This is a genomic window from Streptomyces sp. NPDC058335 (assembly GCF_042723915.1).
Classification (GTDB): Bacteria; Actinomycetota; Actinomycetes; order Streptomycetales; family Streptomycetaceae; genus Streptomyces.
Genome location: NZ_JBHXHX010000003.1, coordinates 58,711 through 83,729, shown reverse-complemented (window position 1 = coordinate 83,729; position 25,019 = coordinate 58,711). Strand labels below are relative to the sequence as shown.

The following is a 25,019-nucleotide window of genomic DNA, read 5'->3' as shown; positions in this document are numbered from 1 at the left end:
TCACACGCGCGGCAGGGAATCCACTCCGATGCCGCCCTCGATCGCGAGGATCCGGTGCAGTCGGGTGGCCACCAGCAGGCGCTGCATCTGGGGTGGTACGCCCCGCAGGACCAGGCGGCGGCCGCAGCGGCCCGCCCGGCGGTGGGCGCCCATGATGACGCCGAGTCCGGTGGCGTCCCAGGAGTCGAGTTCGGACAGGTCGAGCACCAGGTCTCCGACGCCGTCGTCGACCGCCGTGTGCAGGACCGTACGGGCGTCCGCCGCGCTGCGGACGTCGAGGCGGCCCCCGACGACCAGCTCGACGTGGTCGCCCCTGATGTGCATAGCGCTCCCCTAAGCGTGCGTCTCGTGCTCCGCGGTGGTGAATGTCCGGTGTTGCATCGTCTGACTGCGTGAAGCGGTCAGAGGTTGCCGTCTGTGAGCGAACCGATACCGAATTCACCCGCAGGGGTGAGGCCCATGGGGCCTGTGCGGTTTCAGCGCTTTCAGAAGCCCTGCCCGCTCTGGCGTCCGATGTCACCGGCGTCAACCATCCGGCGCATTCCGCACCGGTGGAGCGAACTCCCCTCCATATGGCTCTCGGCGGGACACTAGCGGGCGTGAGGCGCTGTGTGACCGGTTAGTAACGCGTTTCACGTCTCAGGGCGTGAGACGCCGGTCACGTCGTCAAATCCTGCCGGATTCGCGCCGATTGACCCCCTCGGGGGCCGCACCCGGCACCCGTGACGGACGGCACGGTGCACGGCGCCGGGGACGGTCTAGATTGGCGGCATGGTCAATCTGACGCGCATCTACACCAGGACCGGCGACCAGGGCACCACCGCCCTCGGCGACATGAGCCGGGTCGGCAAGACCGACCTGCGCATCGCGGCGTACGCGGACGCGAACGAAGCGAACGCGGTCATCGGTACGGCGATCGCGCTGGGCGGGCTCGACGAGAGCATCGTCAAGGTCCTCACCCGCGTGCAGAACGACCTGTTCGACGTGGGCGCTGACCTGTCGACGCCGGTGGTGGAGAACCCGGAGTACCCGCCGCTGCGGGTCGAGCAGTTCTACGTCGACAAGCTGGAGGCCGACTGCGACCGCTTCAACGCGGAGTTGGAGAAGCTGCGGTCCTTCATCCTGCCCGGCGGCACGCCCGGCGCGGCCCTGCTGCACCAGGCGTGCACGGTGGTCCGCCGCGCCGAACGTTCGACCTGGGCCGCGTTGGAGGTGCACGGCGAGGTGATGAACCCCCTCACCGCGACCTACCTCAACCGCCTGTCGGACCTGCTCTTCATCCTGGCCCGCACGGCCAACAAGGAACTCGGCGACGTCCTGTGGGTCCCCGGCGGAGAACGCTGAGGAGACCCACCCCGGCCGGGGGCCCGGGGTCACCCTCCCCCGGAACATGCAGCACCCTGGCCCGCACGGCCAACAAGAAACCCGGCAACGTCCGGTCCCCCGCGGCGAAGACGGAGGACCCACCCCGGCCGGGAACTCGGCGACGCGCTGTGGGTCCGGCGCGGGGAGCGCCGAGCGTCCGCTAGCGGCTTCCCGAGGAGGTGGTCGCCGTCCGGTCCCTGCCGGGCGCGTCGTCGTCCTTCTGGGCGCCCGCCGGGGCCTTGCGGGGCCAGACCGTGTAGGACAGGGCGATCAGTCCGTGGATGCCGACCACGCGCAGGGCCACCCACTGGAACGAGCGCAGTGAGCTGACGTCGCCGGAGTCGCCGACGTACCAGACGGCGCACTGGAGCAGGGCCAGGGCGACGGCTCCGCCGAACACGGCCCGCAGCCACAGCTTCGCCTCGTGCCGGGCGCGGGCGCGGCCGTAGCGGGGCGGCCTGGGCGGGGGCGGGCCGCCGCCCAGGCGGTGGGCGGCATGGCCGTCGAGCCAGCGGATCGTGTAGTGCCCGAAGGCGACGGTGTAGCCGATGTACAGCGCCGCCAGGCCGTGCTCCCAGCCGGGTTCGGCCCCGTCGCGCAGGTCGATCGCCGTCACGACGAACAGGACCAGTTCCAGCACCGGCTCGCACAGCAGCAGCACCACACTGGTCCGCCGCCACCTGAGCAGGTAGCGGACGGCCAGTCCCAGTGCCAGCAGCACCCAGAAGCCGATCTCACAGGCGGCGATCAACCAGACGATCACGGTTCGCTCCTCTCGGTCACCCTTTCAGGCTCCCGTGCGGGGCGGCCCGGTTCGTCGTCGCCGGTGAGGAACCTCCGGTACATCGAAAGATGCAGTTCGGAACCGTTCCCGGGCACAAGGTGGCGGACGCGCGGGCCGTGTTGGATGGGTTCATGGCCGTCCGACTCCCCCGCCCGCACCGGTTCGACGTGGCCGTCGCCACCGGCGGGCTGCTCGGCGGGCTGCTGCTGTGGGGCATCGGCCTGGGCACCCGCCCTGCCGACGAGCCGATCGTGCTGTTCGACGGCCGCTGGCCGATCCTGCTGCCGCTGCTGCTGATGGCCGGCTGCGAGCTGTTGCGCCGGTCCGCCCCGCGCACCGCGCTGCTGACCGGCACGGCCGCCCTGGCCCTGGACACGGTCACCCAGGGCAGCGTCGTCACGCTGATCATGTTCACCGACCTCGTGTACGCGGCCGTGCTGTACGGCACGCCCGCCTCGGCGCGGCGGATCCCGTGGGTCACCGGGCTGCTGACGGTGGCGGCGACGGTCGTACCGTTCGCGGCCTGGCGGGTGCCCGAGGCGCTGCTGCTCGGGGTGGCCGTCGGGGTCGTCTCGTTCGCGCCCGCGTCCACGGGGCTGATCGTCCGCAACCACCGCGACGCCGCCGTGGCCGCCCGACTGCGCGCCGAACAGACCGCGCTGCTCGCCGAGACGGACCGCGCCCAGGCGGTCACCGCCGAACGCGCCCGGATGGCGCGCGAGTTGCACGACATTGTCGCCAACCATCTGTCGGCGATCGCCATCCACTCCACGGCCGCGCTCTCCCTGGACGACCCGGACACCTCGAAGGAGGCGCTCGCGGTGATCCGGGAGAACAGCGTGGAAGGGCTGGCCGAGATGCGGCGGCTGATCGGCATCCTGCGGGACGGCAGCGGGGACCGGGAACCGGCCGCCGCCCCCACCCTCGACGGTCTCGGCGACCTGGTGGAGGGCGCCCGCGCCAACGGCCTCGACGTCACCCTGCACGCCGGCCACGGCAAGGTGCCCACGCCGGTCGAACTGGCCGCCTACCGCATCGTCCAGGAGTCCCTGACCAACGCCCTCAAGCACGCCTCGCCGGGCCCGGTCACCGTCACCCTCGCGCGCCGGGACGGGGTGCTCGACGTGGGGGTGTCCAGCCCGTACGGCCACCGGGACGGGCCCCGTGCGCCCGGCTCCGGGGCCGGTCTGGTCGGGATGCGGGAGCGGGCCGCCCTGCTGGGCGGTACCTTCGCGGCCGGTCCCGAGGGCACGCTGTGGACCGTCCGCGCCTCACTGCCCGTCACCGAGGGGGACCGTCCGGAATGACCACCCTCACCATCGCCGAAGGAGCTCCCGCATGATCCGCGTCCTCGTCGCCGAGGACCAGTCCGCCGTCCGCGCCGGTCTGGTCCTCATCCTGCGCAGCGCCCCCGACGTGGAGGTGGTCGGCGAGGCGGCCGACGGGGAACGGGCGGTGGCGCTGGCCCGGGAGCTGCGGCCGGACCTGGTGCTGATGGACGTACAGATGCCGCGCCTCGACGGGGTGTCGGCGACCCGGAAGGTGGTCGAGGAGGGGCTGGCGGACGTGCTGGTGCTGACCACCTTCGACCTCGACGAGTACGTCTTCGGGGCGCTGCGGGCGGGCGCGGCCGGCTTCCTGCTGAAGAACGCCGAGGCGAAGGACCTCATCGAGGCGGTCCGTACGGTCGCGCGCGGCGAGGGCGTCGTGGCGCCGGCCGTCACGCGCCGGCTCATCGCCGAGTTCGCCGCGAGCCCGGCTCCGGGGCCGAAGGCCGATCCGGCGGTGCTGGAGTCGCTGACACGGCGCGAACGCGAGGTGCTGGTCTGCCTCGGCGAGGGGCTGTCCAACGCGGGGATCGCGGAGCGCCTGGACATGGCGGAGGCGACGGTGAAGACGCACGTCAGCCGCCTGCTGGGCAAGCTGGAGTTGCGCAGCCGGGTCCAAGCCGCCGTACTGGCACAGGAGTTGGGGATCCAGTAACGGTCGGGAACCGCGGACCGCGAAGTGGTCCAGACCTATTGACCCGTGGTCCAGACCTTTCTATTCTCGCGGCACCGTGGTGTGAAGGCTCAGTCACACCCCACCCCCGCTCTTTCACAGAGGAGGCGCTGCATGCGCTTCAGACACAAGGCCGTGGCAGGTCTCGCGACCCTGCTGCTCCCGCTGGCCGGCCTGGTCGGCCTCGCGAGCCCGGCCCAGGCCGCCACATCCGCCACCGCCACCTACGCCAAGCCCTCCGACTGGGGCACCGGCTTCGAGGGCAAGTGGACGGTGAAGAACACCGGCACCACGACCATCAGCTCCTGGACCGTCGAGTGGGACTTCCCCTCCGGCACGTCCGTCACCTCCGCCTGGGACGCCGACGTCACCTCCGCCGGCACCCACTGGACCGCCAAGAACAAGTCCTGGAACGGCTCGCTGGCCCCCGGCGCCTCCGTCTCCTTCGGCTTCAACGGCGCCGGCACCGGCTCCCCGTCCAACTGCAAGCTCAACGGCGGCAGCTGTGACGGCACCTCGGTCCCCGGCGACGCGGCCCCCTCCGCACCGGGCACCCCCACCGCCTCCGACATCACCGGCACCTCGGTGAAACTGGCCTGGGGCGCGGCCACCGACGACAAGGGCGTCAAGAACTACGACGTCCTGCGCGACGGCGCCAAGGTCGCCACGGTGACGACCACCTCGTACACCGACACCGGCCTCACCGCCGGTACCGACTACTCCTACACCGTGCAGGCCCGCGACACCGCCGACCAGACCGGCCCGGTCAGCGGCGCCCGTGCCGTGCGCACCACCGGCGGCACCACCGAGCCCCCGCCCACCGGCGGAAAGGTCAAGCTCGGCTACTTCACCGAGTGGGGCGTCTACGGCCGCAACTACCACGTCAAGAACCTGGTGACCTCCGGCTCCGCCGCGAAGATCACCCACATCAACTACGCGTTCGGCAACGTCAAGAACGGCCAGTGCACCGTCGACGACACCTACGCCGCCTATGACAAGGCCTACACCGCCGACCAGTCCGTCAGCGGCACCGCCGACACCTGGGACCAGCCGCTGCGCGGCAACTTCAACCAACTCCGCCAGCTCAAGGCGAAGTACCCGCACATCAAGGTGCTGTACTCCTTCGGCGGCTGGACCTACTCCGGCGGCTTCGGCCAGGCCGCGGCCAACGCGACCGCGTTCGCCAAGTCCTGCAAGGCCGTCGTGGAGGACCCCCGCTGGGCCGACGTCTTCGACGGCATCGACATCGACTGGGAGTACCCGAACGCCTGCGGCCTGACCTGCGACACCTCCGGCCCGGCCGCGTTCCGCACCCTGTCCCAGGCCCTGCGCACCGAGTTCGGCGCGAACTACCTGGTCACCGCGGCCATCACCGCCGACGGCTCCTCCGGCGGCAAGATCGACGCGGCCGACTACGGCGGCGCCGCCCAGTACCTCGACTGGTACAACGTGATGACGTACGACTACTTCGGCGCCTTCGACAAGGACGGCCCGACCGCCCCGCACTCCCCGCTCACCTCGTACTCCGGCATCCCGGCCGCGGGCTTCAACTCCGCCGACGCGATCGCCAAGCTCAAGGCGAAGGGCGTCCCCTCCGCCAAGCTGCTCCTCGGCATCGGCTTCTACGGCCGCGGCTGGACCGGCGTCACCCAGTCCGCCCCCGGCGGCGCGGCGACCGGCGCGGCCCCCGGCACCTACGAGGCCGGCATCGAGGACTACAAGGTCCTCAAGAACTCCTGCCCCGCCACCGGCACCATCGCCGGCACGGCCTACGCGCACTGCGGCACCAACTGGTGGTCCTACGACACCCCGTCGACGATCGCCGGAAAGATGACCTGGGCCAAGAACCAGGGCCTCGGCGGCGCCTTCTTCTGGGAGTTCAGCGGCGACACCAGCAACGGTGAGCTGGTGAGCGCCATCAACAGCGGCCTGTAAGAAGGTTCGTGGAGTTACGCCACATTGACGCGCTGACCGGGCGGGGCTGCCTCAAGCCACGCGAGGAAACCGGTCAGCGCGTCTTCGCTCATCGCCAGTTCGAGACGCGTGCCCCGGTGCACACAGGTGAGGATGATCGCGTCGGACAGCAGCGCCAGCTCCTCCTCGCCCTCGGGCAGCCGACGGCCGGCCACCTCGATGGAGGCGCGCTCCAGCACCCGGCGCGGGCGGTAGGCGTACGAGAAGACGCGGTACCACTCGATGCGGTCGCCGTTGTAGCGGGCTACCCCGTAGCTCCAGCCTTTTCCGCTGGTATCCGTTTTCTCGGAGACGTCCCAGCGCAGCGAACAGTCGAAGGTCCCGCCGGAGCGCTGGATGAGTCTGCGGCGCAGGCCGAAGACGAACAACCCCAGCGCCACCAGGGCCACGACGATTCCGCACACAGTCAGAGCGAGGACCATCGACACCGACCTCCTCGTCTCCTAGGTACCGAAAATAGGTAACGGAACGGAAAAAACATCCAGATCTGCCTCAGCCGCGGTCGGCTCCGGATCGCTCCGGTGCCAACCGCGGCTGAGTGACGTCATCACACGGCGAGCTGTCTCAGCTCGCCGCCGCCGCACGCAGTCGTACGTCCGCGCGGCGCTCGGCGGAGGCGTCGCCCTCCGCCTTCGCGCGCTCGAGCTCGCGCTCGGCGCGCTGGACGTCGATCTCGTCCGACAGCTCGGCGATCTCGGCCAGCAGCGACAGCTTGTTGTCGGCGAACGAGATGAAACCGCCGTGCACCGCGGCGACGACCGTTCCACCATCACTCGTACGGATGGTCACCGGGCCCGACTCCAGCACACCGAGCAGCGGCTGGTGACCGGGCATGACGCCGATGTCGCCGGACGTGGTGCGCGCGACGACCAGGGTGGCCTCGCCGGACCAGACCTCTCGGTCGGCCGCGACCAGCGCGACGTGCAGCTCAGCAGCCAAGGTGGCTCCTCGGGTCACCACCCGGCGGGTCTGCCGGGTGTTGGTTACAAGTCTAGTGGGCGTGGAAGAGGGGGCGGGACGACCCCGCCCCCTCTTACGAACTCAGATCTCGGATCTCAGGACCGACCGGTCCGGAGTTCAGGAGACGCCCAGCTCCTTCGCGTTCTTCTTCAGGTCCTCGATACCACCGCACAGGAAGAAGGCCTGCTCCGGGAAGTGGTCGTAGTCGCCGTCGATGATCGCGTTGAACGCGGTGATCGACTCGTCCAGCGGTACGTCCGACCCGTCGACGCCGGTGAACTGCTTGGCGACGTGGGTGTTCTGGGACAGGAAGCGCTCCACGCGACGGGCACGGTGGACGGTGAGCTTGTCCTCCTCGCCCAGCTCGTCGATGCCGAGGATCGCGATGATGTCCTGAAGGTCCTTGTACTTCTGCAGGACCGTCTTGACGCGCATCGCGGTGTTGTAGTGGTCCGCCGCGATGTAGCGGGGGTCCAGGATGCGGGACGTGGAGTCCAGCGGGTCCACGGCCGGGTAGATGCCCTTCTCGGAGATCGGACGGGAGAGAACCGTCGTCGCGTCGAGGTGGGCGAAGGTGGTGGCCGGGGCCGGGTCGGTCAGGTCGTCCGCGGGGACGTAGATCGCCTGCATCGAGGTGATCGAGTGACCACGGGTCGAGGTGATGCGCTCCTGGAGGAGACCCATCTCGTCGGCCAGGTTCGGCTGGTAACCCACCGCGGAGGGCATCCGGCCGAGCAGGGTCGAGACCTCGGAACCGGCCTGGGTGAAGCGGAAGATGTTGTCGATGAAGAACAGCACGTCCTGCTTCTGCACATCGCGGAAGTACTCCGCCATGGTCAGACCGGCCAGGGCCACGCGCAGACGGGTGCCCGGGGGCTCGTCCATCTGACCGAAGACCAGGGCGGTCTTGTCGATGACGCCCGACTCGGCCATCTCCTCGATGAGGTCGTTGCCCTCACGGGTGCGCTCGCCGACACCGGCGAACACGGAGACACCGTCGTGGTTGTTGGCGACGCGGTAGATCATCTCCTGGATGAGCACCGTCTTGCCGACGCCGGCACCGCCGAACAGACCGATCTTGCCGCCCTTGACGTACGGGGTCAGCAGGTCGATGACCTTGACGCCGGTCTCGAACATCTCGGTCTTCGACTCGAGCTCGTCGAAGTTCGGGGCCTTGCGGTGGATGGTCCAGCGCTCGCCCTCGTACTGCTCATCGCTGTTCAGCACGTCACCGAGGGTGTTGAACACCTTGCCCTTGGTGAAGTCGCCGACCGGGACACTGATGCCCGTGCCGGTGTCGGTGACCGCGGCCTGGCGGACCAGGCCGTCGGTGGGCTGCATGGAGATGGTGCGGACCAGGCCGTCACCCAGGTGCTGGGCGACCTCCAGGGTCAGCGTCTTCTTCTCGCCGTCGTTCGCCGGGTCGGCGACCTCGACGTGAAGGGCGTTGTAGATCTCCGGCATGGCGTCGACGGGGAATTCCACGTCGACGACCGGGCCGATGACCCGGGCGACGCGGCCCGTGGCAACGGCCGTCTCAACTGTCGTCGTCATTACCTGTCACTCCCCGCGGTCGCGTCGGCCAGGGCTGCGGAGCCACCGACGATCTCGCTGATTTCCTGTGTGATTTCGGCCTGGCGGGCCGCGTTGGCAAGGCGGGAGAGCGTCTCGATGAGCTCTCCGGCATTGTCGGTGGCCGACTTCATCGCGCGCCGCGTGGCGGCGTGCTTCGAGGCGGCCGACTGGAGCAGCGCGTTGTACACGCGGCTCTCCACATACCGCGGCAGCAGGGCGTCGAGGACGTCCTCCGCCGACGGCTCGAAGTCGTACAGCGGAAGGATCTCGTCCTTCGCCCCGGACTCCTGGGCCACCTCGTCGAGGCTGAGCGGCAGCAGACGGTCGCCGAGCGCCGTCTGCGTCATCATCGACACGAATTCGGTGAACACGATGTGGATCTCGTCCACGCCGCCGTCCGCCGTCTCCTTCTCGATGGCCTCGATCAGAGGGGCCGCGACCTTCTTGGCGTCCGCGTACGTCGGTTCGTCCGTGAAGCCCGACCACGACTCCGCGACCTTGCGCTCACGGAAGTTGTAGTGCGCGAGACCACGCCGGCCGACGATGTACGTCTCGACCTGCTTGCCCTCGGCCTCGAGGCGCGCCGTCAGCTGCTCCGCGGCCTTGATGGCGTTGGAGTTGAAGGCGCCCGCGAGACCGCGGTCGCTCGTCAGGAGCAGCACCGCGGACCGCACGACCGTCTCGGCCTGCGTGGTCAGCGCGTGCTTCGTGTTCGATCCGGTACCCACCGCCGTGACCGCGCGGGTGAGCTCGGTCGCGTACGGCGTGGAGGCCGCCACCTTGCGCTGCGCCTTGACGACACGCGAGGCGGCGATCATCTCCATCGCCTTGGTGATCTTCTTGGTCGCGGTGACGGATCGGATGCGACGCTTGTAGACCCGGAGCTGGGCTCCCATGAGTCAGGTCCCTTCCTTACGTCACTTGGCCGCGGCCGGGGCGTCCTCGCCGAGAAGCCTGCCGTCCGAGGTCTCGAACTGCTTCTTGAACTCGGCGATCGCGTCGGCGACAGCGATGAGGGTGTCCTCCGACATCTTGGCACCCTCCTTGATGGAGGTCATGAGGCCCTGCTCCTTGCGGTGCAGGTACTCCAGCAGCTCCTTCTCGAAGCGGCGCACGTCGTTGACCGGCACCTCGTCCATCTTGCCGGTGGTGCCGGCCCAGATGGAGACGACCTGGTCCTCGGTGGCCATCGGCTGGTACTGAGCCTGCTTGAGCAGCTCGACCAGGCGCTGACCGCGCTCCAGCTGGGACTTCGACGCGGCGTCCAGGTCGGAACCGAAGGCGGCGAACGCCTCCAGCTCACGGTACTGGGCGAGGTCGAGGCGGAGGCGGCCGGAGACCTGTCGCATCGCCTTGTGCTGCGCGGAACCACCGACTCGGGAGACGGAGATACCGACGTTCAGCGCGGGGCGCTGACCGGCGTTGAACAGGTCCGACTCCAGGAAGCACTGGCCGTCGGTGATGGAGATGACGTTGGTCGGGATGAACGCCGAGACGTCGTTGGCCTTCGTCTCGACGATCGGCAGACCGGTCATCGAGCCTGCGCCCAGGTCGTCGGAGAGCTTCGCGCAGCGCTCCAGCAGACGGGAGTGCAGGTAGAAGACGTCGCCCGGGTAGGCCTCGCGGCCCGGCGGACGGCGCAGCAGCAGCGACACGGCGCGGTAGGCGTCGGCCTGCTTCGAGAGGTCGTCGAAGATGATGAGGACGTGCTTGCCCTCGTACATCCACTGCTGACCGATGGCCGAACCGGTGTACGGCGCCAGGTACTTGAAGCCGGCCGGGTCGGACGCCGGGGCGGCGACGATGGTCGTGTACTCCAGCGCGCCGGCCTCTTCGAGGGCGCCACGCACGGAGGCGATGGTCGAGCCCTTCTGGCCGATGGCGACGTAGACGCAGCGAACCTGCTTCTTCACGTCACCGGAGCGCCAGTTGTCACGCTGGTTGATGATCGTGTCGACGGCCAGGGCGGTCTTGCCCGTCTGGCGGTCACCGATGATCAGCTGACGCTGACCACGGCCGATCGGGGTCATCGCGTCGACGGCCTTGTAGCCGGTCTCCATCGGCTCGTGCACCGACTTACGGGCCATGACGCCCGGAGCCTGAAGCTCCAGGGCACGGCGGCCGGACGTCTCGATCTCGCCGAGGCCGTCGATCGGGTTGCCGAGCGGGTCGACGACGCGGCCGAGGTAACCCTCGCCCACCGCGACCGAGAGGACCTCACCGGTACGCGTGACCGGCTGACCCTCCTCGATGCCACTGAACTCGCCGAGGACGACGCAGCCGATCTCGCGCTCCTCGAGGTTGAGGGCGAGACCGAGGGTGCCGTCCTCGAACTTCAGCAGTTCGTTGGCCATGGCCGAGGGAAGGCCCTCGACCTTCGCGATGCCGTCGCCGGCAAGGCTGACCGTACCGACCTCCTCGCGCGAGGCCGCGTCCGGCTTGTACGACTGGACGAAGTTCTCCAGTGCGTCCCGGATCTCCTCCGGCCGGATCGTGAGCTCCGCCATCTGGGTTCCCTGCTCTCCTTGTTGGGCCCGAAGTTTCTTTGGGGGTCTGGGGGCGACCCCCAGGAATCCTCTGCACGGCCCAACCAGGGCCGTAAGCACTACTGCGTGTTGAGTTGCTGCTAGCTCGCCATGCGGCGGGTGGCGTCCTCGATACGGTCCGCGAGCGAGCCGTTGATCACCTCGTCACCGACCTGCACCCGGATCCCGCCGAGGACCTCGGGGTCCACGTCGAGGTTGAGGTGCATCGTGCGGCCGTAGAGCTTCGCGAGGGCGGCGCCCAGGCGCTGCTTCTGCGGGTCGCTCAGCGGTACCGCCGAGGTGACGACGGCCACCATGCGGTCCCGGCGCGCGGCGGCGAGCTTGGACAGGGACTCGAGTCCCGCTTCCAGGCTACGGCCTCGCGGCGCGGTCACAAGGCGCGTCACCAGACGCTCGGTGGCCGCGTCCGCACGACCGCCGAGCAGGCTGCGCAGCAGCTCGCCCTTGGCCGACACGGTGGCCTTCCGGCTGGTCAGTGCGGCGCGCAGCTCGGTGTTCGAGGTGATGATCCGCCCGAAGCGGAACAGCTCGTCCTCGACGTCGTCGAGCGTGCCGGCCTGCTGCGCGGCGGTGAGGTCGGCGGCGTCAGCCAGCTGCTCCAGCGCGTCCACCAGGTCGCGCGACTGCGACCAGCGGGAACGCACCAAACCGGCGACCAGGTCGGCGGCGGTGCCGCTGACCTGACTGCCGAGCAGACGCTGGGCCAGCTCGGCCTTGGCCTCACCGGACTGCGCCGGGTCGGTGAGGACCCGACGCAGCGACACCTCGCGGTGGAGCAGCGCGGTGACGGCCGCCAGCTCGGCGGCGAGCTGCGCCGCGTCCACGGACGTGTTGTCCGTCAGCGCGTCGAGACGCTCGCGTGCGGCTGCCAGGGCCTCGCGGCTCGCTCCGTTCATCGCGACGCCTCGGCCTTCTCCTCGAGCTCGTCGAGGAAGCGGTCGATGACGCGGCTCTGGCGGGCGTGGTCCTCGAGGGACTCGCCGACGAGCTTGCCGGCCAGAACGGTGGCGAGCTTGCCGACATCCTGGCGCAGCGCAGACGAGGCGGCCTTGCGGTCGGCCTCGATCTGGGTGTGACCGGCGGCGACGATCTCCTCGCGCTGCCGCTGGCCCTCGGCGCGCATCTCCGCGATGAGCGTCGCACCCTGCTCCTGCGCCTCCTGGCGCAGACGCGCGGCCTCGTGCCGGGCCTCGGCGAGCTGAGCCTTGTACTGCTCGAGCACGCTCTGGGCCTCGGTCTGCGCGGCCTCGGCCTTCTCGATACCGCCCTCGATGGCCTCGCGGCGCTCTTCCAGAACCTTGTTGATGTTCGGAAGGAGCTTCCAGGCAAGGAAGCCGAAGACGATGACGAAGGCGATGATGCCGATGACAAGCTCGGGGATCGGCGGGATGAGGGGGTTCTCGGCCTCCCCTTCAGCCGCCAGAATGAGCAGCTGGCTCATGTCGTTGCCTTTCGTCTGGGTTGCTGGTCGTCAGCCTGAATGATCAGGAGCCGTAGACGAACGGCATAACCAGACCGATCAGGGCGAGCGCCTCACAGAAGGCGAAGCCGAGGATCTGGTTGGCGCGGATCAGACCGGCGGCCTCGGGCTGACGGGCCAGGGCCTGGGTGCCGTTACCGAAGATGATGCCGACGCCGACGCCGGGGCCGATGGCGGCGAGACCGTAGCCGATGGAGCCGAGGGCCTTCAGGTCACCAGTGACAGCGGCGAGAGTCTGGGACATGCCAGTTCTTCCTTCTCTTTCAAGGACCGATGGGGAGGTTGGCCATCGGACGTCTGGGGGTTGGGAGGTGGCGGTGCTCAGTGGTGCTCGGCGAGCGCGCCCTGGATGAAGCTGCAGGTCAGGAGCACGAAGACGTACGCCTGAAGGGCCTGGACGAACAGTTCGAAGGCCGTCATGACGATGACCATGATGAACGAGACGCCGGCGTAGGCGATGCCGAGGCCGTTCAGCAGGTACCAGCTGGCGATCGTGAAGAGCAGCAGCAGCGTGTGGCCCGCGAACATGTTCGCGAAAAGTCGTACGGCGTGAGTGAACGGTCGGACGATCAGGTTCGAGAAGAACTCGATCGTCATCGACAGCGGCAGCACCGCCCCGAGCGACTTGTCGTACCCGGTGAAGTTCTTGAAGGCACCGACGAACCCGTGACGCTTGAAGGTCAGCGAAACCCACAGGACGTACACGATCAGAGCCAGTACCAAGGGGTACGAGATGATCGCCGTGACCGGGAACTGGGCGATCGGAACGATCGACCAGAGGTTCATCATCCAGATGAAGAAGAACAGGGAGACGACGAGCGGTACGTACTTCTCGCCTTCCTTCTTGCCGATGGTCTCGTAGACGACACCGCGACGGATGAAGTCGTAGCCGGCCTCGGCCACCATCTGGAGCTTGCCCGGGACCACCTTCGGCTTACGGAAGGCGGCCCAGAAGAAGCCGATGATGATGATCGAGCCGAGCAGCGCCAGCAGCATCGTCTTGTTGAAATAGACGGCGTCGTCCTGGTGGCCCACCAAGGGCTCGAAGAGGAACGAGTGCAGGCCGGGGGCCGGGAAGCCACAGCCGTCGAAGATGTGGCAGTCGGTCTCGAAGGCGAGCACCTGCGTCGGGTCAGCACTCACCGCGGGCTCCTTCAGCGTGGCGCATAGGTACGGCAACCTCGTTGTGTCGGCGCGGCGCAGGGCCGCGGTTCGGCACGGGACTGGTGATACGGATGTGGTGGCGGCGTGGGGGCATCTCGCCTCGCGATTGAGCAGGCGTCAGCTCGGATGCCCGCGCCCGCGATGCCGCAGTTGGCACCGGACGATAGCAGGATCTCTCCGGCGTCTTTATCCCGGCCCTACCCCTCACGACGAGTGCCCCGATTTGTGGGGCTGCTCGTCCTTCGCGGGAGTGCTGGACTCGGGTTCGACGTAGAGGATCTTGGCCTTCATGTGAGCCCGCGCCTGCGCACCGATCCAGGCCAGCGTGCCGACGAGAAGAGAGACCGCGAACGCCTTGGGGTTGAACAACGTCGTGTTCTTGAACGCGGCCATGAAGATGAACAGCAGCAGGATCTGCGCCGCGTAGAGCATCAGGCCCATGGCCTGAAACAAGTGCGGAAGCGATTTGGCAGTGCGCTGGAGAACGTAGAGACCGAGCCCCATGAAGAGGATGACCACTAGCGTCGCGACGCCGGCCCCGATCGCCCCTTTGCCGCCCGCGACCACGCCGCTGACGACGGCGGCGATCGCGCCGACGGCAACCGTGGGCACGGCGGCCTGAGCCAGGATCCGGACGTCGTTGGACGGCATGGCGGCAACTCCGCTTTCAAAGGGGGGCAGGGGTGTCGTCATGGACGAGCGTAGTCCCCGTCCGAGGGGCGAAAGACCTCACGCCGACCTCGCGACCGATGGACCGTCGCACTACGGTCCTTCGGCTCCATCCGGGGTTCTCGTGAACCGTATCACAAACTATTTGATGAGGTCTTTACCTGGATGGTGTGCTCGCTGTCACACATGAGAGTGACTCTGCGCGTCTGTGCAGGAACTGCGACCAGTTGTCTGGTAATGGGCAACTTTGCCCACTCTCGGTTTCCCCACGACTTGGCAATGCTCTAGTCAGATTCTTACCTTGCCGTGCGCGATCGCGGCCCCACGGCGGTCGCCCCGTTGACTCCCGAGACGCCCACCGCCACCGGCGTACGGTTCTCCGACTCCTCGTCCTGGACGTCGCCCGGGGAGTCCTCCCCCGCCGCCGTCTCCGGGGCCTGCGCCGACTCCGGCAGGACCTTGCGGCGCCGGTAGCGCGGCGGCACGAAGGACTCCGCCCAGCGTGGGGCGCGCGGCGTGAAGCGCGGCAGCAGAAGCAGCAGGAGCCCGATCGCGCTGAGGAACACCACGCCGAGGACGATCCACATGGACGCCGAGTTGACCGAGTAGGCGAGCGCGCCGAAGGCGATCAGCGCGGACCAGAAGTACATGATCAGCACCGCGCGGCTGTGCGAGTGGCCGACCTCCAGGAGCCGGTGGTGCAGATGACCGCGGTCGGCGGCGAACGGCGACTGCCCTCGCCAGGTGCGGCGCACGATGGCGAGGATCAGGTCGGCGGCCGGGATCGCGATGATCGTCAGCGGCATCAGCAGCGGGATGTAGATCGGCACCATCCCGTGCACGGTGCTGCGCTCGGACCCGCCGAACAGGTTGTCCGGGTCGACCTGCCCGGTGATGGAGATCGCGCCCGCGGCGAGCACCAGGCCGATCAGCATCGAGCCGGAGTCGCCCATGAAGATCCGCGCCGGGTGCATGTTGTGCGGCAGGAAGCCCACGCACATACCCATCAGGATCGCGGCGAACAGCGTGGCCGGGGCCGCCGCCTCGATGCCGTACGAGTACCAGATGCGGTAGGCGTACATGAAGAACGCGGCGGCGGCGATGCACACCATGCCGGCGGCGAGACCGTCGAGGCCGTCCACGAAGTTGACCGCGTTGATGGTGATCACGACCAGTGCCACCGTCAGCAGGGTGCCCTGCCACTGAGTCAGCGCGACCGTGCCGACGCTCGGGATCGGCAGCCACAGGATCGTCAGACCCTGCATGACCATCACGCCGGCGGCGATCATCTGGGCGCCCAGCTTGATCAGGGCGTCGATCTCGAACTTGTCGTCCAGGACGCCGATCAGCCAGATCACCGCCGCCCCGGAGAGCAGCGCGCGCGGCTCGTTCGACTTCTCGAAGACCTGGTTGAGGTTGGTCAGGTGGTCCGCGACCAGCAGGCCCGCGCAGAGCCCGAAGAACATCGCGATGCCGCCGAGCCGCGGGGTGGGCTCCCGGTGCACGTCACGCGCTCTGATCTCCGGCATCGCCCCCGCCGCGATCGCGAACTTCCGTACCGGCCCTGTCAGCAGATACGTCACCGCGGCCGTGACGCAGAGCGTCAGCAGGTATTCACGCACGGGCTTCCCCACAGGTTTCGCTGGCCATCTGAGCCCCACACCCTAGCGAGGCGCGCATAAGGTTGGGGACTTCCGGGTAGCGACGATGGTTGCACGTGTGGCTGCGCACCGGAGAGCGCCTACCCCGGTTCAGTCGGGATAGGGCGGAAATCCCCCGGCGAGTTCCCGCACTTCTTCACGGACCTGCCGGCTCTCGGCCTCGCCCCGCAGCACACCCGCCATCAGCTTGGCGATCCGCTCCATCTCCGCCTCCCCCATGCCCTGTGTGGTCACCGCGGCCGTGCCCAGGCGCAGGCCACGGAGGTCGGCGTGCGGGAGCGCGCAGCAGTCCAGCACCATCCCGGCCGCCGCGAGCCGGCCGCGGGCGGTACGTCCGTCGACACCCAGGGGCGCCGGGTCGGCGGTGATGAGGTGGGTGTCCGTGCCGCCGGTGGTGACGGCCATCCCCTCCGCCTCCAGCCGGGCCGCCAGAACCCTCGCGTTGGCGACCACCTGATGGGCGTACACGGTGAAAGCCGGTGTTGCCGCCTCGCCGAACGCGACCGCCTTCGCGGCGATGGTGTGCATCTGCGCGCCGCCCTGCGTGAAGGGGAACACGGCCCGGTCCACCCGCTCGGCCAGCTCACCGCCGCACAGGATCATGCCGCCGCGCGGCCCGCGCAGCACCTTGTGCGTGGTGGCGCAGACGACATCGGCGTACGGCACCGGATTCGGCGCCGCTCCCCCGGCGACCAGGCCGATCGGGTGGGCGGCGTCGGCGATGAGATAGGCACCGATCTCGTCGGCCACCTCGCGGAAGAAGGCGTAGTCGATGTGCCGGGGGTAGGCGATGGAGCCGCAGACGATCGCCTTGGGGCGGTGGCTGCGGGCCAGCGTGCGCACCTGCTCGTGGTCGATGAGCCCGGTCTCCGCGTCCACGCCGTACGGCACGAAGTCGAACCATCGGCCGGAGAAGTTCGCCGGCGATCCGTGCGTCAGGTGGCCGCCGTGGGGCAGGCCGAGGGCGAGGACGGTGTCGCCGGGGCGCAGGAGAGCGGCGTAGGCCGCGAGGACGGCCGAGGAGCCGGAGTGGGACTGGACATTGGCGTGGTCGGCCCCGAACAGCGCCTTGGCCCGCTCGACGGCGAGGCGCTCGGCCACGTCCACGATCTCGCAGCCGCCGTGGTGGCGGGCGCCCGGATAGCCCTCGGCGTACTTGTTGGCCAGCGGCGAGCCCAGCGCGGCCAGCACGGCGGGCGAGGTGAAGTTCTCGGCGGCGATCAGCTGAAGCGTCGACGCCTGACGCTCACGCTCGCCGAGCAGGATCTCGGCGAGCGCGGGGTCCTGCCGACGCAGGACGTCGGCCTCGATGGCATGGGTGACCGGCATGGTGGACTCCGGGGCGTCGGCGGTGACGTACGTCCAATGTAGGCCGATGCCGCCACTGCCGCCCGGCTACGCCACCCGAAAAACGCCACCCCAGCCTCGAGCCCGCGCCGGAACTGCGGCGGACTCCGTCCACCGGAACTCCCCCGGGCATCAAGCCGCGCGCCTCAAGCCCGCGCCGGAACCCCCGTCACCGCTGCCACCACGGCGACCGACCCCTGACGCGCCCCTCGCGCCGCAACCCCCGTCACCGCTGTCACCACGGCGACCGACCCCTGACGCGCCCCTCACGCCCCTCGCCCCCCGGCGGACCTCCCACGCAGCGGGCCGCTGCGGCGGACTCCGTCCACCAGAACTCCCCCAGGCATCAAGCCGCACATGCCAGCCGCACGCCTCAAGCCCGCGCCGGAACCCCCGTCACCGCTGCCACCACGGCGCACATGCCAGCCGCACGCCTCAAGCTCGCGCCGGAACGCCCGTCAGCGCTGTCACCACGGGGTCCAGGGCCTGGTGTATCTCGTCGCCGATGGAGCGGAAGAAGGGGAGCGGTGCCCCGTACGGGTCGAAGACCTCGTCCGCCTCTGCCGTGGGGGCCAGGAGCCAGCCTCGGAGGGCGGCGGCCGCTCGGACCAGGGCGCGGGCGCGCATCACCACGCCCTCGTCCAGCGGGGGGAGGGTGGCCGGGTCGATCGCGTTGACGAGGCGGGTGAACTCCTTCAGCGTGAAGGTGCGCAGGCCCGCCGAGTGGCCCATGGAGATGACCTGGGCGCGGTGGTCACGGGTGGCCGTCAGGACCAGGTCGGCCATGATGACGTGCTCGTCGAGCAGCTCCCGGCCGGTGAAGCCGGAGGCGTCCGCGCCGAAGTCGGCCAGCACGGTCTCCGCGTTGGCCTCCATCGGCGCGCCCTCATGACCCCAGGTGCCCGCGCTCTCCACGATCAGCCCGCCGCCGAGCATCCCGAGCCGCTGCGACACGAAATGCCGGGTCAGCCGCTCGGTGATCGGCGAGCGGCAGACGTTGCCGGTGCTGACGTGGAGGATGCGGAAGGTGTCCCGCGGAAACCCGAACGTCGTCGTCTGTTCCGCGGCACGTTCCCCGGTGCCTATGCCACGCCCCGCGTCAGGGGCTGTCAATTCGCCACCTCGAGGTCGGGTACGACCTTGCGAAGCTCTTCCTCCGAGATCGCGCCCGCCCGCAGCAGCAGCGGCACCTCGCGGCTGACGTCGACGATCGACGACGGGACGTTGCCCGGGGTGGGGCCGCCGTCCAGGTAGACGGAGACGGAGTCGCCGAGCATCTCCTGGGCGTAGTCGCAGTTCTCCGGCGCCGGGTGGCCGGTGAGGTTGGCGGAGGAGACCGCCATCGGGCCGACCTCGGTCAGCAGCTCGATGGCGACCGGGTGCAGCGGCATGCGGACGGCGACGGTGCCGCGGGTGTCCCCGAGGTCCCACTGGAGGGACGGCTGGTGCTTGGCGACGAGCGTGAGCGCGCCGGGCCAGAACGCGTCGACCAGTTCCCAGGCCAGCTCGGAGAAGTCCGTGACGAGGCCGTGCAGCGTGTTCGGGGAGCCGATGAGGACGGGGGTGGGCATGTTGCGGCCCCGGCCCTTGGCCTCCAGCAGGTCACCGACGGCCTCCTTGGAGAACGCGTCGGCACCGATGCCGTACACCGTGTCGGTCGGCAGGACGACCAGCTCGCCACGGCGGACGGCGGACGCTGCCTCGCGCAGACCCGTCACGCGGTCGGTCGCGTCATTGGTGTCGTATCGCCGTGCCATGTCTAGCGGGCCTCCTCGTGCACGTACTGCGCGGATGTAGTCGGGGGGACGGTCACGGCAGCGCCTTGCGGGCGGTGGCGAAGCGCGGCCGGTTGTTGAGGTCGGGGTGGTCGGCCGCGTCGGCCCAGCCACGCTCCTCGGTGAAGATCCACGGCACCTGGCCGCCCTGGGTGTCGGCGTGCTCGATGACGACGACACCGCCGGGCCGCAGCAGGCGGTGCGCGGTGCGTTCGATGCCCCGGATCAGGTCGAGGCCGTCCTCGCCGGAGAACAGGGCGAGCTGGGGATCGTAGTCGCGGGCCTCGGGGGCGACGTACTCCCACTCGGTGAGGGGGATGTACGGCGGGTTGGAGACGACCAGGTCGACCTGGCCGTCGAGGTCCGGGAAGGCGTCCAGGGCGTTGCCCTGACGCAGGTCGACCCTGGACCCCTCCATGTTCTTGCGGGTCCACACCAGGGCGTCCTCGGACAGCTCCACGGCGTGCACGCGCGAGCGCGGGACCTCCTGGGCGAGGGCGAGGGCGATGGCGCCGGAGCCGGTGCAGAGGTCGACGATCAGCGGCTCGACCACGTCCATGGCGCGTACGGCGTCTATCGCCCAGCCGACCACCGACTCGGTCTCCGGGCGCGGCACGAAGACGCCGGGCCCGACCTGGAGCTCCAGGTACCGGAAGTAGGCGCGCCCGGTGATGTGCTGGAGCGGCTCGCGCTGCTCGCGGCGGGCGATGACCTCCCAGTACCGGGCGTCGAAGTCGGAGTCCTTCACGGAGTGGAGTTCGCCCCGCTTCACGCCGTGCACGAACGCGGCGAGCTCCTCCGCGTCGTTGCGCGGCGAGGGCACGCCGGCGTCGGCCAGCCGCTGGGTGGCCTGAGCTACCTCAGCGAGCAGCAGACTGCGAGGGCTCGGGGAACGTCCCCCAAATGATTGCTGCACGCAAGTCCTCCGTGTCGTCCTCGGTCGTGCGTACGTGCCTTACGCGGCTGCCAGCTTCGCTGCCGAGTCCGCGTCGACGCAGGCCTGGATCACCGCGTCGAGGTCGCCGTCCAGGACCTGGTCCAGGTTGTACGCCTTGAAGCCGACCCGGTGGTCCGAGATGCGGTTCTCCGGGTAGTTGTAGGTGCGGATCTTCTCGGAGCGGTCGACGGTGCGGACCTGGCTGCGGCGGGCGTCGGCGGCTTCCCGCTCCGCCTCCTCCTGTGCGGCGGCGAGCAGCCTGGAGCGCAGGATACGCATCGCCTGCTCCTTGTTCTGGAGCTGGCTCTTCTCGTTCTGGCAGGAGGCGACGACTCCGGTGGGAACGTGCGTGATACGCACCGCGGAGTCGGTCGTGTTGACGGACTGCCCGCCGGGCCCGGAGGAGCGGTAGACGTCGATGCGGAGGTCGTTGGGGTTGATCTCGACGTCGACCTCCTCCGCCTCGGGCGTGACGAGGACACCGGCCGCGGAGGTGTGGATACGGCCCTGGGACTCGGTCGCCGGGACGCGCTGCACGCGGTGCACGCCGCCCTCGTACTTCATGCGGGCCCACACGCCCTGGCCGGGCTCGGTCGCGCCCTGGCCGCCCTTGGTCTTCACGGCGACCTGGACGTCCTTGTAGCCGCCCAGCTCGGACTCGGTGGCGTCGATGATCTCGGTCTTCCAGCCGACGCGCTCGGCGTAGCGCAGGTACATCCGCAGCAGATCGCCGGCGAACAGCGCGGACTCGTCACCGCCCGCACCCGCCTTGATCTCCAGCAGGACGTCCTTGTCGTCGCTCGGGTCGCGCGGGACGAGCAGCAGCCGCAGCTTCTCCGTCAGCTCCTCGCGCTGTTTCTCCAGCACCTTGACCTCGGCGGCGAAGTCCGGGTCGTCGGCGATGAACTCGCGCGCGGTCACGATGTCGTCGCCGGTCTGCTTCCAGGAGCGGTACGTGGCGACGATCGGGGTCAGCTCGGCGTAGCGCTTGTTCAGCTTGCGCGCGTTGGCCTGGTCGGAGTGGACCGACGGATCGGCGAGCTTCTTCTCCAGGTCGGCGTGTTCACCGAGGAGTTCCTCGACGGCCTCGAACATCTCTGGCTCCTGATACTGCGAAGGAAAGGGAAGGCAGGCGACCAAAAACGCCGGTCCCGGCGCGCGCCCCGGACGGGGGCACGGCCGTGGACCGGCGAAATGGGGCTCGCTACTTCGTGGAGCCGGCGGCCTTGCCGAAGCGGGCCTCGAAGCGGGCCACACGGCCACCGGTGTCGAGGATCTTCTGCTTGCCCGTGTAGAACGGGTGGCACTCGGAGCACACGTCGGCACGGATCGCGCCGGCCTCGATGGTGCTGCGGGTGGTGAACGACGCGCCACAGGTGCAGCTGACCTGCGTCTCGACGTACTCGGGGTGGATGTCGCGCTTCAAGGTGTCTCCTAGGTTTCGGGAGGGCGCCGGGTCGCCGTCCGCGGGATGCGGAAGCGTGAACCGGAGCCGACGTACCAGTCTGCCAGCACTGGCCGCATCCCCCAAAACCGGGGGGTGGGGCGATCTATTCCCGGCGGTCCGGCCGGCCGGACCGCCGGGTCTCGCGGCAGTCACGGGGCAGGCACCGCGGCGGTCAGGACGAGGACACGACGCCCGCCGCCTCACCCGTGGCGTTGCCCTCGGTGGCGGCCTTCGGGATCGGGAGGTCGTTCTGGAGGGCCGTCCAGACCTGCTGGGCCTTCGCCTTCTCGACGAGGACGCGGTTGAGGTTCGCGGGGTCGTACCGCACCGGCATCGTGACCATGTGCATGTTGTCCGCGCTGATGCCCTTGAGGCCGCCCGCGAAGGACATCAGGGAGTTCAGGGAGCCGAGCTCGGAGTCGGTGGTGACGGCCTTGGTGGCGGTGTCGGCGAGGTCGTACAGCTTCTTGCCGCTGGTGAAGAGGCCGACGTCCTTGACCTGGTTGACCAGGGCCTTGATGAAGGCCTGCTGGAGCTGGATGCGGCCGAGGTCGGATCCGTCGCCGACGCCGTGCCGGGTGCGGACCAGGCCGAGGGCCTGTTCGCCGTCGAGCGTGTGCGTGCCGGCCTTCAGGTCCAGGTGGCTGTCGGGGTCCTTGATGTCCTCGGTCGTCGTGACGTCGACCCCGCCCAGCTCGTCGATCAGCTTCTCGAAGCCCGAGAAGTCGACTTCCAGGTAGTGGTCCATGCGGAGACCGGAGATGGACTCGACGGTCTTGACCGCGCAGGCCGCACCGCCCGTGGTGTACGCCGAGTTGAACATCACGCCGGTCGCGGCGTCGTGCCTGCCGCCCTGGGTGTCGGTGCACTCGGGGCGGTCGATGAGGGTGTCGCGCGGGATGGACACCACGCTGGCCTTCTTGTGGCCCTCGTACACGTGGATGATCATCGCCGTGTCGGAGCGGGCGCTGCCGTCGTCGGTGCCGCCGCCGAGCTTCCTGTTGGCGCCGGAGCGGGTGTCCGAGCCGAGGACGAGGATGTTCTCCGAGCCGTTGTCGGCCTTCGTGGGCCGGTCGGTGCCGAGGGCCTGGTCGATGTCGACGCTCTTGATGTTGCCGTTGAGCTTGAAGTACACGTACCCGAGGCCGGTGCCGCCGAGGACGACCACCCCCGCCGCGGTCCACGCCGCGATCATCAGGCCTCTGCGCCTGGCGCGGGGCTTGCGTCGGTGGCCCTTGGTCCGGTGGCCCGAGCCACCGGTACCGGGCTCATCCGGTGTGCCGGCCACTCCCGGTATGCCGGGTTCCGGCGTGCTCTCGGCGGACATGCGCTCCTCGGTTCCGTGTCAACCCCACCATGGTCCCTCCGCCAGGTCAGACGGGGAAACTCGGCACAGGGTTGCACAACGCTCCGTGCCCGACCTGGCACAGGCCGGACACGGAGCGTGAGGGGACGGGCGGAGCAGCGCCCCGCTCACCTGCGATGTCAGGCGAAGATGTCGTACTGCTTGAAGGTCGTCCCGAGCGAGAGCCGTGCGGAAAAGATCACATTTCCGGTGCTTCCGTTCCCCCGGTACAGGTAGAGCGTGCCGACGGGCGTGCGGGCCAGGAGGTCGGCCTTGCCGTCCCCGCTGACGTCACCGACGGCGGCGAAGGCGTTGTACGTCGTGTTGCTCCAGGTCGCGACCTTCACACCGGCCGCGAAGGTGCCGTTGCCGCGGCCCTTGTACAGGTACACGGCGCCGCCCGTCTTCTTGCGGGCGATCAGGTCGGCCAGCCCGTCGCCGTTGAAGTCGCCGTGGCCGCGCACGAAGTTGAACGAGCTCCAGCCGACGCCTGCCTTGACGCGGGTCGCGAAGGAGCCGTTGCCCTTGCCCGGGTAGACCCACAGCGCGCCGCCGGAGTCGACGGAGACCAGGTCGGGCAGGTAGTCGCCGGTGACGTCACCGGGGGCCACGATGCTCAGCCGGGTCTTCCAGTTGTCGCCGATCAGCTTGGTGGCCCAGGTGCCGCTGGAGGGCACGTAGTGCTTCCAGAAGACGTCGCCGTCGGAGGCACGGCGCACCAGCAGGTCCTGGTAGCCGTCCCGGTCGAGGTCGGTCTGGAGGACGACGTTGACGCCGCTCCAGTTGCCCCAGGACTCGCGCGCGCCGAGCGAGGTGCCCTTGGAGTCGCGCTCGTAGCCGGTCTTGTCGGCGGCGTTGCGCACCCACACGTCGGCGTAGTTGTCACCGTTGAGGTTGGTGTCGTCGGCGCGCGGGTAGACGGCACCGACATACGCGGAAACCTTGCTGAAGACGCTGTACGCGCCGCTTTCCACGCAGTTCTTCACGCCCCAGGAGACGACGCCGACGATGCGGCCGTTCACCACGAGCGGGCCGCCGGAGTCGCCGTTGCAGGCGGTGGTCGTGCCCTCGTCGCTGCCGCTGGCGGGGGTGCCCGCGCACACCATGTGGCCCTTGGCGAAGTCGGCGCCGTAGGCGTTCGTGCAGGTGCTGTCGGACTGGATCGGCAGCGTGGCCGTCTTCAGCGTGGTGGAGATGTCCTGGTTGGTGGAGGTGGTACGGCCCCAGCCGTAGACCTTGGCGTTCGTCCCGGCCCGGTACGAGGCGGTGTCGGCGGCCGTCGTCATCCGGATCGGCGTGGCCCTGACGGGGTTCGGCAGGGTGAGGACGGCGATGTCGTTGTCGATGGTCGTCGCGCTGTACGACGGGTGGTTCCACTGACGCCAGACGCCCGTGGACGTGCCGCCGTACAGGTCGGTGCCGGTGGCCAGTTGGGTGGCGCCGGTGACGATGACGCCGTTGGCGTGCCAGTTGTAGCCCTTGACACAGTGCGCCGCGGTGAGGATCTTCGTCGGCGCGATGACGGCGCCGCCGCAGAAGAAGCCGATGTCGTCGCCGGTGGTGGCGGTCCCCCGGTCGTCGCCGTACCAGAGCTGCGCCATCCACGGGGCGGTGGTGATGGTCGTCGTCGTACCACCGATGATCTTCGGGTCGACGGTGGTGGCGGCGCTCGCGTTCAGGGACGTCTTCGCGGTCTGCCCGGGGAGGTCGTCACCGGCGACGGCGTACGCGAGGCGCTCCTGGAGTTCCTTGGCCGACGGGCCGCTGTGTGCGGGCGACGGCGGGGTCTCGGCGGCCTCCGCGCTCGACATGAACAGCGCGCCCGCCACGGCGGTGGCGACACCTGCCGCGACGACGGGCAGGGCGATGCGTATCCGGCGTCTGTGCCGTCCGCCCCCGGACGTGGTTGTACCCACTCAAGTCCCCCCTCGGGACGTGGAATTCAGGAAGATCTTGGTCGAAGTCGACCGAAGGGCGTGATCGTACCCC

At 69.4% G+C, this 25,019-nt stretch carries 25 protein-coding genes; 4 read left to right on the top strand and 21 right to left on the bottom strand.

Annotated features, from left to right (window positions below):
* Entirely contained in the window at positions 1-324 is a 324-nt protein-coding gene (locus ACFWJX_RS06230; RefSeq protein ID WP_383237613.1) for an STAS domain-containing protein, read from the bottom strand.
* A 447-nt stretch (positions 325-771) separates the two neighbouring features.
* On the opposite strand from ACFWJX_RS06230, the gene ACFWJX_RS06225 reads away from it, so the two are divergent.
* Positions 772-1,344 carry a cob(I)yrinic acid a,c-diamide adenosyltransferase gene (locus ACFWJX_RS06225; RefSeq protein WP_383237610.1) on the top strand — a complete coding sequence of 191 codons (573 nt, stop codon included), beginning with the start codon at positions 772-774 and terminating at the stop codon, positions 1,342-1,344.
* Between the two features lie 181 nt (positions 1,345-1,525).
* Here the strand turns inward: ACFWJX_RS06225 and ACFWJX_RS06220 are convergent, their stop codons facing one another.
* Positions 1,526-2,128: a hypothetical protein gene (locus tag ACFWJX_RS06220; protein ID WP_383237607.1), complete on the bottom strand. Its 603-nt coding sequence runs from the start codon at positions 2,126-2,128 to the stop codon at positions 1,526-1,528.
* Positions 2,129-2,280: 152 nt separating this feature from the next.
* On the opposite strand from ACFWJX_RS06220, the gene ACFWJX_RS06215 reads away from it, so the two are divergent.
* The 3 genes from ACFWJX_RS06215 to ACFWJX_RS06205 all read left to right on the top strand — a co-directional run bounded on the left by ACFWJX_RS06215 (position 2,281) and on the right by ACFWJX_RS06205 (position 6,085).
* Complete coding sequence (locus tag ACFWJX_RS06215) at positions 2,281-3,456, top strand: sensor histidine kinase (RefSeq protein ID WP_383237604.1); 1,176 nt, start codon at positions 2,281-2,283, stop codon at positions 3,454-3,456.
* Positions 3,457-3,487: 31 nt separating this feature from the next.
* Positions 3,488-4,132 carry a response regulator gene (locus tag ACFWJX_RS06210; protein ID WP_383237601.1) on the top strand — a complete coding sequence of 215 codons (645 nt, stop codon included), beginning with the start codon at positions 3,488-3,490 and terminating at the stop codon, positions 4,130-4,132.
* Positions 4,133-4,264: 132 nt separating this feature from the next.
* Positions 4,265-6,085 carry a glycosyl hydrolase family 18 protein gene (locus ACFWJX_RS06205; protein ID WP_383237599.1) on the top strand — a complete coding sequence of 607 codons (1,821 nt, stop codon included), beginning with the start codon at positions 4,265-4,267 and terminating at the stop codon, positions 6,083-6,085.
* A 14-nt stretch (positions 6,086-6,099) separates the two neighbouring features.
* On the opposite strand, the gene ACFWJX_RS06200 is transcribed toward ACFWJX_RS06205, so the two are convergent.
* From ACFWJX_RS06200 to ACFWJX_RS06110, 19 genes are all read right to left on the bottom strand, one after another.
* Positions 6,100-6,546, bottom strand: a complete 447-nt coding sequence (locus ACFWJX_RS06200; protein WP_383237596.1) for a DUF2550 domain-containing protein — start codon at positions 6,544-6,546, stop codon at positions 6,100-6,102.
* Between the two features lie 142 nt (positions 6,547-6,688).
* Positions 6,689-7,063, bottom strand: coding sequence for a F0F1 ATP synthase subunit epsilon (locus ACFWJX_RS06195; protein WP_210593804.1), 375 nt, complete (start codon positions 7,061-7,063; stop codon positions 6,689-6,691).
* A 138-nt stretch (positions 7,064-7,201) separates the two neighbouring features.
* Positions 7,202-8,638 carry a F0F1 ATP synthase subunit beta gene (gene atpD / locus ACFWJX_RS06190; protein ID WP_383237593.1) on the bottom strand — a complete coding sequence of 479 codons (1,437 nt, stop codon included), beginning with the start codon at positions 8,636-8,638 and terminating at the stop codon, positions 7,202-7,204.
* On the bottom strand, positions 8,638-9,555 hold the full coding sequence (locus ACFWJX_RS06185; protein WP_383237590.1) for a F0F1 ATP synthase subunit gamma: 918 nt from the start codon (positions 9,553-9,555) through the stop codon (positions 8,638-8,640). The genes atpD and ACFWJX_RS06185 overlap by 1 nt, the downstream gene beginning before the upstream one ends.
* Positions 9,556-9,576: 21 nt before the next feature.
* On the bottom strand, positions 9,577-11,166 hold the full coding sequence (gene atpA, locus ACFWJX_RS06180; protein WP_383237587.1) for a F0F1 ATP synthase subunit alpha: 1,590 nt from the start codon (positions 11,164-11,166) through the stop codon (positions 9,577-9,579).
* Between the two features lie 119 nt (positions 11,167-11,285).
* On the bottom strand, positions 11,286-12,101 hold the full coding sequence (locus tag ACFWJX_RS06175; protein ID WP_383237584.1) for a F0F1 ATP synthase subunit delta: 816 nt from the start codon (positions 12,099-12,101) through the stop codon (positions 11,286-11,288).
* Positions 12,098-12,646 (bottom strand): F0F1 ATP synthase subunit B, encoded by a 549-nt coding sequence (locus ACFWJX_RS06170; protein ID WP_383237581.1) that lies wholly within the window; start codon positions 12,644-12,646, stop codon positions 12,098-12,100. The genes ACFWJX_RS06175 and ACFWJX_RS06170 overlap by 4 nt, the downstream gene beginning before the upstream one ends.
* A gap of 43 nt (positions 12,647-12,689) precedes the next feature.
* Positions 12,690-12,929: an ATP synthase subunit C gene (locus ACFWJX_RS06165; RefSeq protein ID WP_005311859.1), complete on the bottom strand. Its 240-nt coding sequence runs from the start codon at positions 12,927-12,929 to the stop codon at positions 12,690-12,692.
* Positions 12,930-13,006: 77 nt separating this feature from the next.
* Positions 13,007-13,843, bottom strand: coding sequence for a F0F1 ATP synthase subunit A (gene atpB, locus ACFWJX_RS06160; RefSeq protein ID WP_383238451.1), 837 nt, complete (start codon positions 13,841-13,843; stop codon positions 13,007-13,009).
* Between the two features lie 210 nt (positions 13,844-14,053).
* The gene (locus ACFWJX_RS06155; protein ID WP_383237578.1) at positions 14,054-14,500 is read right to left on the bottom strand and encodes a hypothetical protein; all 447 of its coding nucleotides are present in this window, start codon (positions 14,498-14,500) and stop codon (positions 14,054-14,056) included.
* Positions 14,501-14,814: 314 nt separating this feature from the next.
* On the bottom strand, positions 14,815-16,140 hold the full coding sequence (locus tag ACFWJX_RS06150) for an MraY family glycosyltransferase (RefSeq protein ID WP_383237575.1): 1,326 nt from the start codon (positions 16,138-16,140) through the stop codon (positions 14,815-14,817).
* A 129-nt stretch (positions 16,141-16,269) separates the two neighbouring features.
* The gene (gene glyA, locus ACFWJX_RS06145) at positions 16,270-17,508 is read right to left on the bottom strand and encodes a serine hydroxymethyltransferase (protein ID WP_383237572.1); all 1,239 of its coding nucleotides are present in this window, start codon (positions 17,506-17,508) and stop codon (positions 16,270-16,272) included.
* Positions 17,509-17,961: 453 nt separating this feature from the next.
* Entirely contained in the window at positions 17,962-18,639 is a 678-nt protein-coding gene (locus tag ACFWJX_RS06140; protein ID WP_383237569.1) for a protein-tyrosine-phosphatase, read from the bottom strand.
* The gene (locus ACFWJX_RS06135; RefSeq protein ID WP_086770595.1) at positions 18,636-19,283 is read right to left on the bottom strand and encodes an L-threonylcarbamoyladenylate synthase; all 648 of its coding nucleotides are present in this window, start codon (positions 19,281-19,283) and stop codon (positions 18,636-18,638) included. The genes ACFWJX_RS06140 and ACFWJX_RS06135 overlap by 4 nt, the downstream gene beginning before the upstream one ends.
* Before the next feature lie 52 nt (positions 19,284-19,335).
* The gene (prmC, locus tag ACFWJX_RS06130; RefSeq protein ID WP_086770606.1) at positions 19,336-20,175 is read right to left on the bottom strand and encodes a peptide chain release factor N(5)-glutamine methyltransferase; all 840 of its coding nucleotides are present in this window, start codon (positions 20,173-20,175) and stop codon (positions 19,336-19,338) included.
* A gap of 81 nt (positions 20,176-20,256) precedes the next feature.
* Positions 20,257-21,333: a peptide chain release factor 1 gene (gene prfA / locus ACFWJX_RS06125; protein WP_086770596.1), complete on the bottom strand. Its 1,077-nt coding sequence runs from the start codon at positions 21,331-21,333 to the stop codon at positions 20,257-20,259.
* 109 nt (positions 21,334-21,442) lie between these two features.
* Complete coding sequence (gene rpmE, locus ACFWJX_RS06120) at positions 21,443-21,664, bottom strand: 50S ribosomal protein L31 (RefSeq protein ID WP_383237566.1); 222 nt, start codon at positions 21,662-21,664, stop codon at positions 21,443-21,445.
* Positions 21,665-21,857: 193 nt separating this feature from the next.
* Positions 21,858-23,012 (bottom strand): LCP family protein, encoded by a 1,155-nt coding sequence (locus ACFWJX_RS06115; RefSeq protein ID WP_383237563.1) that lies wholly within the window; start codon positions 23,010-23,012, stop codon positions 21,858-21,860.
* 158 nt (positions 23,013-23,170) lie between these two features.
* Complete coding sequence (locus tag ACFWJX_RS06110) at positions 23,171-24,946, bottom strand: trypsin-like serine protease (RefSeq protein ID WP_383237560.1); 1,776 nt, start codon at positions 24,944-24,946, stop codon at positions 23,171-23,173.
* Between the last annotated feature and the right edge of the window lie 73 nt (positions 24,947-25,019).